The organism is Devosia sp. CN2-171 (assembly GCF_049354815.1).
In the GTDB taxonomy this organism is placed as follows: Bacteria; Pseudomonadota; Alphaproteobacteria; order Rhizobiales; family Devosiaceae; genus Devosia_A.
Map to the genome: position 1 here is coordinate 169,947 of NZ_CP186479.1, position 15,089 is coordinate 185,035.

General features: G+C 64.7%; 15 protein-coding genes. 5 read left to right on the plus strand and 10 right to left on the minus strand.

The annotated features are described in order from the left end of the window. Window positions 1-171 precede the first annotated feature (171 nt). Window positions 172-999, plus strand: a complete 828-nt coding sequence (locus ACOYW5_RS00865; protein WP_423067382.1) for a cytochrome c4 — start codon at window positions 172-174, stop codon at window positions 997-999. On the opposite strand, the gene ACOYW5_RS00870 is transcribed toward ACOYW5_RS00865, so the two are convergent. Next, window positions 996-1,397 carry a hypothetical protein gene (locus ACOYW5_RS00870; RefSeq protein WP_423067383.1) on the minus strand — a complete coding sequence of 134 codons (402 nt, stop codon included), beginning with the start codon at window positions 1,395-1,397 and terminating at the stop codon, window positions 996-998. The genes ACOYW5_RS00865 and ACOYW5_RS00870 overlap by 4 nt on opposite strands. Before the next feature lie 132 nt (window positions 1,398-1,529). Here ACOYW5_RS00870 and ACOYW5_RS00875 point away from each other — a divergent pair, with 132 nt between their 5' ends. Both ACOYW5_RS00875 and ACOYW5_RS00880 read left to right on the plus strand, forming a co-directional pair. Beyond that, window positions 1,530-1,910: a hypothetical protein gene (locus tag ACOYW5_RS00875; protein ID WP_423067384.1), complete on the plus strand. Its 381-nt coding sequence runs from the start codon at window positions 1,530-1,532 to the stop codon at window positions 1,908-1,910. A gap of 108 nt (window positions 1,911-2,018) precedes the next feature. Next, entirely contained in the window at window positions 2,019-2,348 is a 330-nt protein-coding gene (locus ACOYW5_RS00880; protein WP_423067385.1) for a hypothetical protein, read from the plus strand. Between the two features lie 73 nt (window positions 2,349-2,421). Here ACOYW5_RS00880 and ACOYW5_RS00885 read toward each other — a convergent pair whose 3' ends face one another. The 9 genes from ACOYW5_RS00885 to urtA all read right to left on the minus strand — a co-directional run bounded on the left by ACOYW5_RS00885 (window position 2,422) and on the right by urtA (window position 10,262). Continuing rightward, the gene (locus ACOYW5_RS00885) at window positions 2,422-2,733 is read right to left on the minus strand and encodes an urease subunit beta (protein ID WP_423067386.1); all 312 of its coding nucleotides are present in this window, start codon (window positions 2,731-2,733) and stop codon (window positions 2,422-2,424) included. 5 nt (window positions 2,734-2,738) lie between these two features. Beyond that, window positions 2,739-3,041 (minus strand): urease subunit gamma, encoded by a 303-nt coding sequence (locus tag ACOYW5_RS00890; RefSeq protein ID WP_423067387.1) that lies wholly within the window; start codon window positions 3,039-3,041, stop codon window positions 2,739-2,741. A 10-nt stretch (window positions 3,042-3,051) separates the two neighbouring features. Then, the gene (locus ACOYW5_RS00895; RefSeq protein WP_423067388.1) at window positions 3,052-3,864 is read right to left on the minus strand and encodes an urease accessory protein UreD; all 813 of its coding nucleotides are present in this window, start codon (window positions 3,862-3,864) and stop codon (window positions 3,052-3,054) included. Between the two features lie 163 nt (window positions 3,865-4,027). Continuing rightward, window positions 4,028-4,732 carry an urea ABC transporter ATP-binding subunit UrtE gene (urtE, locus tag ACOYW5_RS00900; RefSeq protein WP_423067389.1) on the minus strand — a complete coding sequence of 235 codons (705 nt, stop codon included), beginning with the start codon at window positions 4,730-4,732 and terminating at the stop codon, window positions 4,028-4,030. Beyond that, complete coding sequence (locus ACOYW5_RS00905) at window positions 4,729-5,190, minus strand: hypothetical protein (protein WP_423067390.1); 462 nt, start codon at window positions 5,188-5,190, stop codon at window positions 4,729-4,731. Before ACOYW5_RS00905 ends, urtE begins: the two co-directional genes overlap by 4 nt. A 143-nt stretch (window positions 5,191-5,333) precedes the next feature. Beyond that, window positions 5,334-6,086, minus strand: coding sequence for an urea ABC transporter ATP-binding protein UrtD (urtD, locus tag ACOYW5_RS00910; protein ID WP_423067391.1), 753 nt, complete (start codon window positions 6,084-6,086; stop codon window positions 5,334-5,336). Beyond that, window positions 6,083-7,270, minus strand: coding sequence for an urea ABC transporter permease subunit UrtC (gene urtC, locus ACOYW5_RS00915; protein WP_423067392.1), 1,188 nt, complete (start codon window positions 7,268-7,270; stop codon window positions 6,083-6,085). The genes urtD and urtC overlap by 4 nt, the downstream gene beginning before the upstream one ends. Beyond that, window positions 7,267-8,886: an urea ABC transporter permease subunit UrtB gene (gene urtB, locus ACOYW5_RS00920; RefSeq protein ID WP_423067393.1), complete on the minus strand. Its 1,620-nt coding sequence runs from the start codon at window positions 8,884-8,886 to the stop codon at window positions 7,267-7,269. The genes urtC and urtB overlap by 4 nt, the downstream gene beginning before the upstream one ends. Before the next feature lie 65 nt (window positions 8,887-8,951). Then, a complete protein-coding gene (urtA, locus tag ACOYW5_RS00925) occupies window positions 8,952-10,262 on the minus strand; it encodes an urea ABC transporter substrate-binding protein (protein WP_423067394.1) in 1,311 nt (436 codons plus the stop codon). Window positions 10,263-10,509: 247 nt separating this feature from the next. Here urtA and ACOYW5_RS00930 point away from each other — a divergent pair, with 247 nt between their 5' ends. Together ACOYW5_RS00930 and ACOYW5_RS00935 are read left to right on the plus strand one after the other, a co-directional pair. Then, the gene (locus tag ACOYW5_RS00930; protein WP_423067395.1) at window positions 10,510-13,899 is read left to right on the plus strand and encodes an ATP-binding protein; all 3,390 of its coding nucleotides are present in this window, start codon (window positions 10,510-10,512) and stop codon (window positions 13,897-13,899) included. Further along, on the plus strand, window positions 13,892-14,821 hold the full coding sequence (locus ACOYW5_RS00935; RefSeq protein ID WP_423067396.1) for a response regulator: 930 nt from the start codon (window positions 13,892-13,894) through the stop codon (window positions 14,819-14,821). Before ACOYW5_RS00930 ends, ACOYW5_RS00935 begins: the two co-directional genes overlap by 8 nt. Window positions 14,822-15,089: the final 268 nt, after the last annotated feature.

Below are 15,089 nucleotides of genomic sequence, written 5' to 3' on the forward strand. Positions count from 1 at the left end.
CTCGTAGGCGACGCGAACAGGCTACTTCAACCGCCTAAACATAAGGCTGTCCAGCCGTCTGCCGGGAAAATCGGCAATGGAAATCCTGAGCAACAGAAACAAATTTGGGATGCCGCCACAGCCAAGTAGCTTCTCGCCGCGGGGCAAATGGACGCAGCCCGGAGGGACAGTATGTTGAAGGCATTTATTCTGGCGGCAGTGGCGGGGGCAGGTATTGCAGGTGCCGCCCAGGCGGCGCCTTCAGTGGAACGGGGCGACTATCTCGTCAATACGATTGCCGCCTGCGGAAACTGCCATACGCCGCTGGGGCCGACCGGGCCGGTGATGGACCAGGCGCTGGGTGGCCGGCTCGTCGAGCAGAACGAGCAATACACCGCCATCGCGCCGAACATCACGCCCGCCGGACGCGTCAAGGACTGGAGCGATGCCGAGCTGATGAAGGCCATCCGCGAAGGCATCCGGCCGGACGGAACGGTGATTGGCATTCCCATGCCGTTCGAGGTCTACAAGGGCCTCTCCGACACCGATCTCGCCTCGATCGTGATGTATCTGCGCACGGTGCCGGCGGTCCAGAACGACCCGGGCAAGTCCGAGTACAAGATCCCGCTGCCGCCCGCCTGGGGCCCGCCGATCACGTCAGTCGCCGATGTGCCGGAAGGGGTGACGGTGGAGTACGGGGAGTATCTCGCCGGTCCGGTCGGGCACTGCATCGTCTGCCACACGACCTTCGGGCCGATGGGGCCGATGTTCGACACGCATCTGGGACAGGGCGGGGTCGAGTTCCCGGGGCCGTGGGGCGTCGCCGTTTCGGCCAACATCACGCCGATGGGGCTCTCGAAATATACCGACGAGCAGGTGGCGGCGATCATCACGACGGGCAAGCGGCCGGACGGCTCGGCGATGAATCCGCCCATGCCCTATGGCAACTACGCGCACATGAAGCCCGACGACGTGCAGGCGATCGTCAAGTACCTGCGCTCGCTGCCGCCCAAGGGCTAGTTCGGCTTCGGCGTCATCGACTCGGCCTTGCGGAAGGCACGGACCAGGCCAGCGATATACTGGTTGAGCAGCTTGTTGCCCTCGGTGACGTCGCGATGGGTCTGGCTGTCGGCAACGACCGACATGGCGAGCACCTGAACGGCGAAGGCGTGCTTGCGCTTGCCGTCCTTGTGGAACTTGTTGCCCTGCTTTTCGAGATCGGACAGCAGCAGAGAGTAATCGACGGGCTTAAGCGTGGACTTAAACGTCGGCCAGCTTGGCGAGTTGCCCCTCTTCATCAGGGTCGAGGCCAGGCTGCCGATCAGGAACATGGCCTCCTGGTCGGTCTGGCCGTTCTCGTGCAAGTCCTTCATCACCGCCACGAAGCGTTCCCTGAAATCCTCTTCCTTGGTCGCCATCGTTATCCTGCCCATTGAAACCGGCGCATCCCTAAACGAAATTTAAGGGGAATGCCAAACGTCTGTTGGCTAGAACACCCGCATTTCGCCACAGCGCCGATATCTGTTGGCGCCAAACTTCTGGAGGCTCAGATGAAAATCCGATTCGCCGCGCTCGTCGCCGTGCTGCTGATGGCTGCTCCGCAGGTGGCATTGGCCCAGTTCATGGACATCAACGAGATCATCTCGGGTATCGGCGGGACGAAGTTCCTGCGCGATGCCGAGCGGGCCGACAGTGCCCCAGGGCTGCGCGTCGTCCGCCTCTCGTCGCTGGCCGGCGCCGAACAGAACGCGGCTCGGCTCTACGCCGCAGTCGAGTTGAAGGAGCGCGACATCCGCTTCCTGCAGTCCAACCTCGTCATCAACCCGTTCGCCATGCGGGCGATCCGCAACTCCAATGTGTCATTGGATCAGATCGTCTCGCTCCATGTTTCGGGGGACGGCGGCGGGGTGCTGTACGCCAACGACCTCTAGGGTTGCATCACCAGGCTGCAAAACACTGTGACCGTGCGTGAGGCAACCTTGGCCCGGCTGAGACGTCTCCCCATCGTTGTTTAGTGCAACATTGAATGGAGACGTAAGATGATGAATCTCAAGGCAATTGCCCTCGCCACGGCGCTTACCCTCAGCGCCGGCAGCATGACCTTCGCGGTCGACGGGATCTCTGCAACCAGTGCCCTTTCGTCGGCGACCACGCTGTCATTCCAGACGGTACCGGCGGGTGACGAAGCTGCGGTGCTGGCCGGCACGGGTCTCGCCAGCGAACAGGTCGATCTCGACTCGCTGAAGGCCGCATTGCAGGCCAACCCCAAGTTCCTGGCCCAGCTCGAGAGCTATGGTGCTTCGATCGATGACGTGATCGGCATCAGTGCGACCGATGAAACGGACGTGACCATTCTCGTCCGCGGCTAATATCCCCCGTGAACGAAGTAGAAGGGCGTGGCACCTCGGTGCCGCGCCCTTTCCATTGTCTTTGGCGCCGGGGTCAGAGCTTGCCCATGACCTTCTGCTGGAAGCCGTAGACGGTCCGGCTGCCGGACAGCGGTACGAGCCGCACCTCGCGCGCCTGGCCCGGCTCGAAGCGCACCGCGGTGCCGGCAGCGATATCGAGCCGCATGCCGCGAGCGGCCTCGCGGTCGAAGCTCAGCCCGCTATTGGTCTCATAGAAATGGTAGTGCGAGCCGACCTGGATCGGCCGGTCGCCGGTATTGGCCACTTCGAGGGTGATCTGCGGCGCGCCGGCATTGAGCTCGATTTCGCCGGGGACGGTGATGATTTCGCCGGGAACAAAGGCCATGGGGATCACCTGATCGGTTCGTGGACGGTCACGAGCTTGGTGCCGTCGGGGAAAGTGGCTTCCACCTGGATGTCGTGGATCATCTCGGGGATGCCCTCCATGACCTGGGCCCGGGTGACGACATGGGCGCCGGCCTCCATCAAGTCGGCGACGGAGCGGCCGTCGCGGGCGCCTTCGACGACATAATCGGTGATGAGCGCGATCGCCTCGGGATGGTTGAGCTTCACACCGCGTTCGAGGCGCTTGCGCGCGACGATCGCGGCCATGGAGATCAGCAGCTTGTCTTTCTCGCGAGGCGTGAGGTTCATGCGGTTCGTCCTAGAGATGCCAGAGGCGGGGCAGGGTGCCCGCACCGGAGAGATGCGCGATTATTGGCGTGATGATCCGGCGGAGCGCAAGCCCGGATGGCGCCATGGCACGTATGACGAGACGTTCGCCGATGACGCTGGCGCCCGATTGGCCGGTGAGGAGCGGACGGACGCGCTCGAGTTTCAGTTCGGCATCGGTGCCGACATAGAGCAGCGTCGCGAAAGCACTGGCGCCGGCGAGCAGCGAGATGCCATCGCGTTCCAGCGGGTCGGCGGAGAGACGGGCCGCCTCGGCATGGACCAGCCGGCCATTGCGGCGGATGCGCCAGTTATCGCGGAGGTGCGAGTTGCGGGCGTCCTCGCCCATCGCCTCGCGGCCGAGGAGGATCGCCTCGATGGCGAAAAAGCTGGCATCGGGTGCCAGATCGACCTCGAGGCTGCGATCGAGGCGGGCGCCCTGGAAAAGGATTGTCTCCTGCGGCAGCCAGTCGAGATGGGCGCCGGCGCCGACTTTGATGTGGGTGCGGACCGTCGCGTCGTCGCCGAGCGAGCGGTAGACGCGCTCACAGGCCTGGGTGGTGAGAACCATACGCGCGCCGGGGGCGGCGTTGACCTCCCAGGCGACGTCATCGCCACCGGTGAGGCCACCGGCAGTGTTGATGAGAACGGCCTGCAGGCTCGGATCGTGGGTGTGGGGCAGCCGGATCTTGGCGCAGCCCTCCTGGTAGAGGGTGGTGAGGCGGGTGCGACCTTCGAGCACATGCGTGCCGATGCGGCCGATGCCGCGGGCGCGCTGGTGGCGGGGGAGGGAGATAGCGTTCATTGCGAATGAACCGCGTGTGGCTCACCCGTCATCCGCCCTGCGGGCACCTTCTCCCACAAGGGGAGAAGGGTCCTCCACAATCGTCTCAGTCGGGCCTTCTCCCTTGATGGGAGAAGGTGGGCGAAGCCCGGATGAGGGTGGGGCGGCACGATTGGAGTCAAACCTACACCATCAAATGGCGGCGTACCTCAGGCAGGTCCAGGTCGGAGGCCGGGCCGGAATGCATGATTTCACCGCGATCCATGACGTAGATGTCGTCGGCGATTTCCCGGCAGAAGTCCAGATACTGTTCGACGAGGAGGATGGTCATCTGCTTCTCGTCGCGCAGGAATTGCAGAGCGCGGCCGATGTCCTTGATGATCGAGGGCTGGATGCCTTCCGTGGGTTCGTCCAGCACCAACACCTTGGGGCGCGTGACCAGTGCGCGGCCGATGGCGAGCTGCTGCTGCTGACCGCCCGAAAGGTCGCCGCCGCGCCGGCCGAGCATGGATTTGAGGATCGGGAACAGCTCGAAGATGTAGCCGGGGATGTTCTTGTCGGCGCCCTTCAGCCCGGCATAACCCGTCTCGAGGTTCTCCTTCACCGTCAGCAGCGGGAAGATTTCGCGGCCCTGCGGCACGTAGCCGAGGCCCATGCGGGCGCGCTTGTAGGGCGGCGACTTCTTTAGCACTTCGTTGTCGAAGACGATCTCGCCGGCCGAGACGTTGTTGATGCCGGTGACGGCACGCATGGTCGACGACTTGCCGACGCCGTTGCGGCCGAGCACGGCGGTGATCCGCCCCGGTTTGCACTCGATGGAAATCCCCTTCAGCGCCTGTGCGGCGCCGTAGTGGAGGTCGATGGCTTTGATGGCGAGTGCGGATGTCATCGGTTCTGATCCGGGCCCAGGGCCATGCGTAGAGTGGTGATACTCAGCTTCTGGTTGTGCTCGTCGCCCTCGCCCAGTGCGGCCACGGCCTCGGCCATACCGACCAGCTGAATGCGCTCCTCGCGCGTCAGCTTCTCGCGCCAGAGTGGCTTGAAGCGGCGCACGATGTCGCGCGGGTCGACCACCTCGCGAGCGGCCCAGCGGGCGTAGGAGAGGGTCTCGTCGAGATCGGCTTCCGGCACGATGCGAGAGACCTGCCTGTGGATCTCGGCTTCGGTGAGGTGCAGCGACGCCTCGTCCCCGTTAGCAAGCGCGAAGAGGAAGATGGCGGCGGCCATCGCCGGGTCCTCGACGCTGGCGAGGACGGAGCCCTGCGCCTGCTTCTTGAACTTGCTCATGCGGTAGCGGCCGCGAACGTGGCCGACGACGTTCGATACGTCGTCAGTGACCTCTTTCATGGCCTTGAATCGCCAATACCAGACCCCAGCCGCAGCAATAACGGCAAGTAGTAACCCCAAAATATGCATGACCAAGCGCCCTGACCCAATGGAGGGGGAAACTTCCATTGTTTCAGCGTCTTGGCAATACACGCCGGAGCAAGTCATCGTCCCAGGTACCTTTCGATCACGACCGGGTTGGCGCTGACCTGGTCGAGGGTGCCTTCGGCGAGCACCGTGCCTTCGGCGAGGCAGGTGACGCGGGTGCCGAGTTCGCGGACGAAGCTCATGTCGTGCTCGACCACCACCACTGAACGGGTCTTGGCGATCTCCTTGAGCAGCTTGGCCGTCTCGACCGTCTCGGCGTCGGTCATGCCGGCGACCGGTTCGTCGACGAGCAGCAGTTTTGGGTCCTGCGCCAGCAGCATGCCGACTTCGAGCCACTGCTTCTGGCCGTGGCTGAGGTCGGCGGCGAGTTCGTTCTGACGCTTGGTGAGGCGGACGGTGTCGAGGATTTCCTCGATGCGGGCATTGTCCGCGGCGGAGCGGGTGTAGAACAGGGCCGAGAAGACATCGCGCGGCGTCTTGAGCGACAGGACGAGGTTGTCCCACACGGTGTGGCTCTCGAACACCGTAGGCTTCTGGAACTTCCGGCCGATGCCGAGATTGGCGATGGTCGCCTCGTCGAGCTTGGTGAGATCGGTGCGACCGTTGAAATAGACCTGGCCGTCGTCGGGGCGGGTCTTGCCCGTGATGATGTCCATCATGGTGGTCTTGCCGGCGCCGTTCGGGCCGATGATCGCAAGCATCTCGTTGGGATGGACGATGATCGAAAGGGCGTTCAGTGCCTTGAAGCCGTCGAAGGAGACGGAGACGCCGTTGAGGTAGAGCATCGTGCCATCGGGATCCTCGATCATTCGGCGGGCTCCGGTGTGGTCTTGAGGGTCGTCGGGTCTTCACCGTCCTCGGCGGCGGCGCTCTCGCGGTCGAGTTTGGTCGAGTTGCGCCTGGTCGTCCCGGTGCGGATCTGGCCGACGAGGCCGACGATGCCCTTGGGCAGGAACAGCGTCACCACCACGAACAGTGCACCGAGCGCGAACAGCCAGTACTCGGGCAGGGCGCCGGTGAAGATGGTCTTGCCGGCGTTGACGAGCAGGGCGCCGACGATCGGCCCGATGATGGTGCCGCGACCGCCGACGGCGACCCAGATCACCGCCTCGATCGAATTCTCGGGGGCGAATTCGCCCGGGTTGATGATGCCGACCTGCGGCACGAACAGCGCGCCGGCAACACCGGCCATGAGGGCCGACACCACGAAGGCGAAGAGCTTCACGTTCTCCGGCCGCCAGCCGAGGAAGCGGGTGCGGCTCTCGGCATCGCGGACGGCGACCATGACCTTGCCGAGCTTGGAATTCACGATGGCCGAGCAGATCAGCACCGACAGCGCCAGCGCGATGGCGGAGGCGGCGAAGAGGGCGGCGCGCGTGGTCGGAGCCTGGATGTTGAAGCCAAGGATGTCTTTGAAGTCGGTGAGGCCGTTATTGCCGCCGAAGCCGAAATCGTTGCGGAAGAAGGCGAGCAGCAGGGCGAAGGTCATCGCCTGGGTAATGATCGAGAGATAGACGCCGGTGACGCGGCTGCGGAAGGCGAGATAGCCGAAAACGAAGGCGAGCAGGCCCGGCACGAACAGCACCATCAGGAAGGCGAACCACCACTGGTCGAAGCCCTGCCAGAACCACGGCAGGTCCTGGTAGTTGAGAAAAACCATGAAGTCCGGGAGGATTGGGTTGCCGTAGACGCCGCGGCTGCCGATCTGGCGCATCAGGTACATGCCCATGGCGTAGCCGCCGAGCGCGAAGAAGGCGGCGTGGCCGAGCGAGAGGATGCCGCAATAGCCCCAGACGAGGTCGAGGGCGAGCGCCAGCATCGCGTAGGTCAGGTACTTGCCGAGCAGCGAGACGAAATAGTTCGGCAGGTGCAGCGGGTTGCCTTCGGGCACGACGAGGTTCAGCACCGGCACGATGATGGCGAAGGCGACGAGCGCGGCGACCAGCCAGATGGCCTTGCGGTCGAGAGCCCGGAAGAGGAGTTGGGTGATCACTGTTCCACCGCCCGGCCTTTGAGTGCGAACAGGCCGCGCGGCCGTCTCTGGATGAAGAGGATGATGAGCACGAGGATCAGGATCTTGCCGAGCACGGCGCCGGTGTAGGGTTCGAGGAATTTATTGGCGATGCCGAGGCTCATGGCGCCGACCAGCGTGCCCCAGAGGTTACCGACGCCGCCGAACACCACGACCATAAAGCTGTCGATGATGTAGCCCTGGCCGAGGTTGGGCGAGACGTTGTCGATCTGGCTGAGCGCCACGCCGGCCATGCCGGCGATGCCAGAGCCCAGCCCGAAGGTCATGGCGTCGACGAAGGGGGTGCGGATGCCCATGGCCGAGGCCATGCGGCGGTTCTGCGTCACGGCGCGCATCTGGAGGCCGAGCGCGGTGCGGTTCAACACGGCGAGCAGCGCGAGGAAGACCGCGAAGGCGAAGATCACGATCCAGAGCCGGCCCCAGGTGATGGTGAGGCCGCCGAGCTCGAACGCGCCCGACATCCAGCTCGGCGCCGAAACCAGCCGGTTGTTGGCGCCGAAGATGGTGCGCACCGCCTGCTGCAGGATCAGCGACAGGCCCCAGGTGGCGAGCAGCGTTTCGAGCGGTCGGCCATAGAGCCAGCGGATGATGCCGCGCTCGATGGCGATGCCGATCGCACCGGAGATGAGGAAGGCGACCGGAATGGCGATAACCACCGAGTATTCCATCAGACCCGGGAAGTTCGCGCGGATGACCTCCTGCACCATGAAGGTGGCGTAGGCGCCGAGCATGACCATCTCGCCATGCGCCATGTTGATGACGCCCATGACGCCGAAGGTGATGGCGAGGCCGATGGCGGCGAGCAGGAGGACCGAGCCGAGCGAGATGCCGTACCAGACGTTCTGGGCGATATCCCAGGCCGCGAGCGTGTTGCCGATCGTCGCGATGCCTGCTTCGACGGCGGGTTTCAGCTCCTCGGGGGCGCTCGCGAGGTACTGGGTCAGGATGGTCTGGGCGCTGCGCGAGCTGAGCGCGGCGATCGAGTCGACCGCGGCGCGCTTGTCCTCAAGGCTGGCGTCGTCGGTCTTGAGGACGATCGAGGCGTGGGCCTGCAGCATCACGGCCTTGATGTCGGGATCGGTCTCGTTACCGAGCGCGGTGCCGAGCAGCTCGAGCATGCCGGGATCGGCGTTCTTTAGGACGCTCTGCGCGGCAGCGAGGCGGGTGGTGCGGTCGGGGCTGAGCAGCGTCATCGAGCCGATGGCGGTGCGGATCTTGCCGCGGAGGCCATTGTTGACCTTGATCTTGTCGACCTCGCCCTTAGCGACGGTGCCGAGGTCGGTGCCGCTGGCCGGGTCGGTCAGGGCAAAGTCGGCGCCGGCCTTGGTGGCCAGCACGACCTTGGCGTCCGACTTGCGGGTGTAGAGGTCACCGTCGGCGAGGGTCTGGAGGATCGGCGGCACGCGTTCATCGCCGGTGGCGACGAGCGCCTGTACTGCGGCCTCGCGCTGCGGAAAGCCACCCTGGCCGAGGGCGTCGACGAGAGGAGCGAGATCGGCCTGGGCGTGGGCGGCGGGCACGGTGAGGCAAAGGCAAGCGAAGAGGAAAGCAATCAGTCGCAAGAGACGGGTGGCCATCGTGTTCGCCTTCGAATGGAGGAAGCGAGGGCGGTGGCCGCCCTCGCTGGTGTTCGTGGCCTGGCTTAGAGAGCCGGAGCCGTCGTGCAGGTGTTGGTGGCAGTGTCGAAGTGACCGCAGCCAGCGACCGGATCGGTCCAGTCGGCTTCGATGCCCTTGTCTTCCGGCAGCGCGTCCGACCAGGCATCGCCCGGGACGGTGCCTTCGGTCTGCCACACCACGTCGAACTGGCCGTCGGCCTGGATTTCGCCGATGAGCACCGGCTTGGTGATGTGGTGGTTCGGGAGGAGCTTGGCGGTACCGCCAGTGAGGTTGGGAACCTCGAGCCCGACGAGAGCCTTCAGCACGGCGTCGGTATCGGTGGTGCCGGCGGCCTCGACGGCCTTGACCCACAGGTTGAAGCCGATCACGTGGGCTTCCATCGGGTCGTTGGTGACGCGCTTGTCATTGCCGATGAAGGTCTGCCAGTTCTTGATGAACTCGGCATTCTCGGGCGTATCGACGGACTGGAAGTAGTTCCAGGCGGCGAGGTGACCCACGAGGTTGGTGGTGTCGACGCCGGCCAGTTCTTCCTCACCGACCGAGAAGGCGACGACCGGGATGTCTTCGGCCGAGATGCCCTGGTTGGCGAGTTCCTTGTAGAACGGCGGGTTGGCGTCGCCGTTGATGGTCGAGACCACGGCGGTCTTCTTGCCGGCCGAACCGAATTCCTTGATGGCGGCGACTTCGGTCTGCCAGTCGGCGAAGCCGAACGGGGTGTAGTTGATCTTGATGTCTTCCGCGGCGACACCCTTGTCCTTGAGGTACTGCTCGAGGATCTTGTTGGTGGTGCGCGGGTAGACGTAGTCGGTGGCCTCGAGGACCCAGCGCTTCACCGAACCGCCTTCCTCGCTCATCAGGTAGTCGACGGCGGGAATGGCCTGCTGGTTCGGGGCGGCGCCCGTGTAGATCACGTTCTTCTCGGACTCTTCGCCCTCGTACTGCACAGGGTAGAAGAGGATCGAGTTCAGTTCCTTGAAAACCGGCAGCACCGACTTGCGCGAGACCGAGGTCCAGCAGCCGAAGACGGCGGCAACGCCGTTCACCGAGATCAGTTCGCGGGCCTTTTCCGCGAACAGCGGCCAGTCGGATGCCGGGTCGACGACGACCGGCTCGAGCTTCTTGCCCAGCAGGCCGCCCTTTTTGTTCTGCTCATCGATGAGGAAGAGCATGGTGTCCTTCAGAGTGGTCTCCGAGATCGCCATCGTGCCCGACAGCGAATGCAGGACGCCGACCTTGATGGTGTCTTCCTGTGCCATCGCCGGCACGAAGGAAGCGGCCATCGAGCCAGCCAGCGCTGCGGCGAGCACCGCCCTGCGCGTGAGTTTCATTGTCATCTGTTTGATCCCTCAAATGTCCCATTAGGCGCCAGCCGGTGGAGGAGCGCTGGTTCCGGGAGGGGACACTGGGATGGATGAAGGGAGGTCCATATACGTCGATTGACGTAACTGCCCTCTGCAAGGCACCAATGCGTCGCAGCCAAAACAGCAAGAAACCACGTGATTGCTTGGGTTTCCGTGTTACACAGGGGCGCGGCGCTTTTTTATGCAAATACCCGAATTGGCGAGATTGTAGACAGGGGCGATGGCGCGACAGCGGATAATTCCCGTCCGGCGTGAGTACAATCGATGGGTCGCGAACCAGACTCTCGAAGACTACGCGCTGCGGTTCACGGCCAAATCGGCCCGGCAGTTCTCGGCCACGCGCATCTCGCATACGGCCATCGGCGCCATCTCGTTCCTCGCGCTCGAAGCAATCGGCGGGGCGATCACCCTCAGCTACGGCACGACCAATGCCATGGTGGCGATCGTCATCGCCTCGATTGCGATCCTGGCCATCGGCCTGCCGATCGCGCGCTATGCCAGCCGGCACGGGGTGGATGTCGACCTGCTCACCCGCGGGGCGAGCTTTGGCTATATCGGCTCGACCATCACCTCGCTGATCTACGCCAGCTTCACCTTCATCCTCTTCGCCATCGAAGCCTCGATCATGTCGAGTGCGCTGGAGCTGGCGTTCGGGCTGCCGCTCTGGCTCGGCTACATCATCAGTGCGGTGGTGGTGATCCCGCTGGTGACGCATGGCGTCAAGCTGATCAGCCGCTTCCAGCTGATCACGCAGCCGGTATGGATCGTGCTCAACATCCTGCCGTTCATCGCCATCGCTCTGGTCGACTGGCAGAAGATCGACATCTGGGTGGCGTTTGCGGGGTTGGGGCAGGCAGCGGCCGAGCCGGGCACGTTCGCGCCGTTCGAGGTGGCGAAGTTCGGCGCCGCCTCGGCGGTGATCCTGGCGCTGATGACGCAGATCGGCGAGCAGGTCGATTTCCTGCGCTTCCTGCCGGCCGAGACGCCGGGAACCAAGACGCGGCATAAGCTCGCGATCTTCCTCGCCGGGGCCGGTTGGGTGGTGATGGGAGCGCCGAAGCTACTCGCCGGCTCGTTCCTTGCGGTGCTGGCGCTTTCGCATGGTGTGTCGCCGCAGCATGCGGCCGAGCCGGGGCAGATGTACGCCATCGCCTTCGGCTACATCATCCCGAACGAAACGCTGGCACTGATCCTGATGGCGGTGTTCGTCGTCGTCAGCCAGCTCAAGATCAACGTCATGAACGCCTATGCCGGCTCGCTGGCGTGGTCGAACTTCTTCTCGCGGCTGACGCACAGCCATCCCGGGCGCGTGGTCTGGCTGCTGTTCAACGTGGCCATCGCGCTGCTGCTGATGGAACTGGGCATCTACAAGCTGCTCGAGGCGACGCTGACCATCTTCTCGATCGTCGCCATGGCTTGGCTCTGCTCGATCTCGGCGGACCTGTTCATAAACAAGCCTCTGGGGTTGGCGCCGCCGGGCATCGAGTTCAAGCGGGCGCATCTTTACGACATCAACCCGGTCGGGCTGGGGTCGATGGCGATTTCCGCTACGGTGGCGCTAGTTGCGCATTTCGGTGCGTTCGGGCCGATGGTGGCATCGCTCGCGCCGTACATTGCGCTGGTGGTGGCGCTGATCGCCTCACCGACGATCGCCTGGGCGACGAAGGGCAAGTACTACCTCGCGCGCAAGCCGCGGAAGCAGTGGGCGAAGCTCGAGTCGGTGACCTGCTCGATCTGCGAGCATCCGTTCGAGCCCGAGGACATGGCCTGGTGCCCGGCCTATGCCGCGCCGATCTGCTCGCTCTGCTGTTCGCTCGATGCGCGCTGCCACGATCTCTGCAAGCCGCATGCGCACATGAAGGCGCAGGCGCATGCGGTGGCGGCGACGATCCTCCCGCAATGGGCGATCGAGAAGCTGCAGACGCGGCTCGGCCGCTACGGCATCGCCGCCGGGCTGTCGATGGTCGCCATCGGCGCGCTGCTGGGGATGATCTACTATTTCGCCTCGCGTGCCGCGCCGGATACGGCCGAGGTGGTGGGCGGAACAATCGCGGTGGTGTTCTTCGTCTTCGCGGTGGTGGCGGGGATCGTCACCTGGTTCTTCGTTCTTGCCGAGGACAGCCGGGTGGTGGCGGAAGAAGAGAGCTCACGCCAGAATACGCTGCTGCTCAAGGAAATCGCGGCACATAGCCGGACCGATGCGGCGCTGCAGAAGGCCAAAGAAAGTGCCGAGGCCGCCAACCAGGCCAAGAGCCGCTATGTCGTGGGCCTCAGCCATGAGCTGCGCACGCCGCTGAACGCTGTGCTTGGCTATGCGCAGATCCTCGAGCGCGACGACGCGGTGCCGGCCGGTCGAAAGTCCTCTATCCAGGTGATCCGGCGCAGCGCCGAGCATCTTTCGGGCCTGATCGACGGGCTGCTTGATATCTCGCGCATCGAGGCCGGGCGGCTGCAGGTCTATTCCAACGAGATCAACATCCACGATTTCCTTGACCAGATCGTCGACATGTTCCGGTTGCAGGCGGAAGCCAAGGGGCTCGAGTTCCGGCACCGGCGCTCCGCCGGCCTGCCGCAATTCGTGCGGACGGACGAGAAGCGGTTGCGGCAGATTCTCGTCAACCTCCTCTCGAACGCCATCAAGTTCACCGATCGGGGCTTTATCGACTTCGACATCGGCTACCGATCGCAGGTCGCGACCTTCCGGATCGGCGATAGCGGCAATGGCATTCCGGCCGATGAGCTCAGCCGGATCTTCGAGCCGTTCGTGCGCGGCGAGGCCGAGCGCAACCGGCTGTCGCCGGGGATCGGGCTGGGGCTGACGATCACGAAGCTGCTCACCGAGACACTGGGTGGCGAGATCAAGGTGGAGAGCGAGCCGGGCAAGGGCTCGACCTTCCAGGCCCGGCTGATGCTGGCCAAGGTCGAGCGGGCCGCCGCCGCGGCCGGGCTCGACCGCAAGATCGTCGGCTATGTCGGCCCGCGCCGCACCATCATGGTGGTCGACGACAACAGCGAGCATCGCGAGATGATGCGCGAGATGCTGTCGCCGCTCGACTTCACCGTGCTCACCGCCGTCGACGGACCGGATTGCCTGACGCTGACCGAGGCGGTCCAGCCGGACCTGTTCTTCGTCGATATCCGCATGCCCGGGATGAGCGGCTGGGAAGTGGTCGATGCGCTGCGGGCCAAGGGCCATGCGGCGCCCATCCTGATGCTCTCGGCCAATATCGGCGACGGCGCCGGTACCGGCACGCCGGTCGGCGAGCATGGGCACAATGACAGCCTCGCCAAGCCCTTCAGCATCAACCAGCTGCTCGACAAGATCGCCGCGCATCTCGATCTTGAATGGGAGCGGGAAGAGGCGGGGCGGAAGGCCGCCGATGCTGCGCGGAGGGCGAAGCCGCGCGTTCGTTCGCCGGGCGGCATCCATCTCGACGAACTGATGAATCTGGGGCGCATCGGCCACGTGCGCGGCATCGACGCCAAGCTGAAGGAACTGGCGGAGGAGCCAGCCAACGCGCCGCTGGTCGAATTGCTGCGCGCCCGCATTGAGGCTTTCGATCTGGACGGCTACAGGGACGTGCTGGACAGCGTGGGCGAGCATGACTGACAAGGAACCCATCCGCGAGATCGTACTGGTCGTCGACGACTCTCCCGAGGCGTTGGGGTTCCTGACCGACGCCATGGAATCCTCGGGTGTTACGGTGCTCGTCGCCCGCAGCGGCGAGGCGGCGCTCGGCATCGCCCGGCAGATCACGCCCGACATCATCCTGATGGATGCGGTGATGCCCGGCCTCGACGGGTTCGAGACCTGCCGGCGGCTCAAGACCACGCCCGAAGTCGCGCATGTGCCGATCATCTTCATGACCGGGCTGACCGAGACCGAGCACGTGGTCCACGCCCTCGAGTCGGGCGGGGTCGACTACCTGACCAAGCCGATCAATATCGACGAGCTGCGCGCCCGTATCCGGGTGCACCTCGCCAATGCCCGCTCGGCGCAGAGCGCCCGGGTGGCGCTCGATGCGGCCGGGCGGCACCTGATGGCGGTATCGGCGGCCGGCGAGGTGCTGTGGACAACGCCGCAGGCCAGCCGGCTGATCGAGGGCATCGGGCCGGGCGGGGCTGGCAACCGCCGCCTCGCCGAACGCGCCCGGGGCTGGATCACCGAGACCAGTGCGCCGGAGGGCAGGGTGGGCGAGAGCTTCGCGCTCGAGCCGGGCAACAGCCGCAGCCTGCAACTGCTCTATCTTGGCGCAGTCGGGCAGGACGAGCACCTGTTCCGCCTCGTTGCCTCCTCAGGCGAAAACCAGGACAACCATTTGCGCCAGCATTTCGGCCTGACCCAGCGCGAGAGCGAAGTGCTGCTGTGGATCGCGCGCGGCAAATCCAACCGCGACATCGGCGATATTCTCGGCCTGAGCCCGCGCACGGTGAACAAGCATCTAGAGCAGGTCTACACCAAGCTCGGTGTAGAAAACCGGGCCTCGGCTGCCATCAAGGCAACCCACGTACTGCAGCCCCTCGAGGGCTAAGCGCCCGCCGCATTGCGATAAAACTGTCGCAACCTTCCCACCGCTCTGACGTTACTTTTCCAAGCCGCCGGCATTCAAGACCGGCGCGGTATATCGGCCGAAGCGGGAAGGGCTGACGCTCCCTTGTCGTCGACGCCGGTGGGGCGCGGAGCTTCGGCTTCGCGCCTTCTTTTTGTCCCGCCCCACCGCTTCTTACGCAGAATTCGGTATCTGGTAGCGGGTTATCTCGTACCAGATCGGAAATCCGGCATTTGGCGTATCCCAACGT

What these genes read in the sequence shown, in the direction of transcription:
- ACOYW5_RS00880 (WP_423067385.1), top strand. Translation starts at nt 2,019, where the DNA reads ATGATGAATCTCAAGGCAATTGCCCTCGCCACGGCGCTTACCCTCAGC.
- ACOYW5_RS00870 (WP_423067383.1), bottom strand. Translation starts at nt 1,397, where the DNA reads ATGGCGACCAAGGAAGAGGATTTCAGGGAACGCTTCGTGGCGGTGATG.
- ACOYW5_RS00875 (WP_423067384.1), top strand. Translation starts at nt 1,530, where the DNA reads ATGAAAATCCGATTCGCCGCGCTCGTCGCCGTGCTGCTGATGGCTGCT.
- ACOYW5_RS00905 (WP_423067390.1), bottom strand. Translation starts at nt 5,190, where the DNA reads ATGAAAGAGGTCACTGACGACGTATCGAACGTCGTCGGCCACGTTCGC.
- ACOYW5_RS00935 (WP_423067396.1), top strand. Translation starts at nt 13,892, where the DNA reads ATGACTGACAAGGAACCCATCCGCGAGATCGTACTGGTCGTCGACGAC.
- ACOYW5_RS00890 (WP_423067387.1), bottom strand. Translation starts at nt 3,041, where the DNA reads ATGAACCTCACGCCTCGCGAGAAAGACAAGCTGCTGATCTCCATGGCC.
- ACOYW5_RS00930 (WP_423067395.1), top strand. Translation starts at nt 10,510, where the DNA reads ATGGCGCGACAGCGGATAATTCCCGTCCGGCGTGAGTACAATCGATGG.
- urtA (WP_423067394.1), bottom strand. Translation starts at nt 10,262, where the DNA reads ATGACAATGAAACTCACGCGCAGGGCGGTGCTCGCCGCAGCGCTGGCT.
- ACOYW5_RS00885 (WP_423067386.1), bottom strand. Translation starts at nt 2,733, where the DNA reads ATGGCCTTTGTTCCCGGCGAAATCATCACCGTCCCCGGCGAAATCGAG.
- ACOYW5_RS00865 (WP_423067382.1), top strand. Translation starts at nt 172, where the DNA reads ATGTTGAAGGCATTTATTCTGGCGGCAGTGGCGGGGGCAGGTATTGCA.
- urtB (WP_423067393.1), bottom strand. Translation starts at nt 8,886, where the DNA reads ATGGCCACCCGTCTCTTGCGACTGATTGCTTTCCTCTTCGCTTGCCTT.
- urtD (WP_423067391.1), bottom strand. Translation starts at nt 6,086, where the DNA reads ATGATCGAGGATCCCGATGGCACGATGCTCTACCTCAACGGCGTCTCC.
- urtE (WP_423067389.1), bottom strand. Translation starts at nt 4,732, where the DNA reads ATGACATCCGCACTCGCCATCAAAGCCATCGACCTCCACTACGGCGCC.
- ACOYW5_RS00895 (WP_423067388.1), bottom strand. Translation starts at nt 3,864, where the DNA reads ATGAACGCTATCTCCCTCCCCCGCCACCAGCGCGCCCGCGGCATCGGC.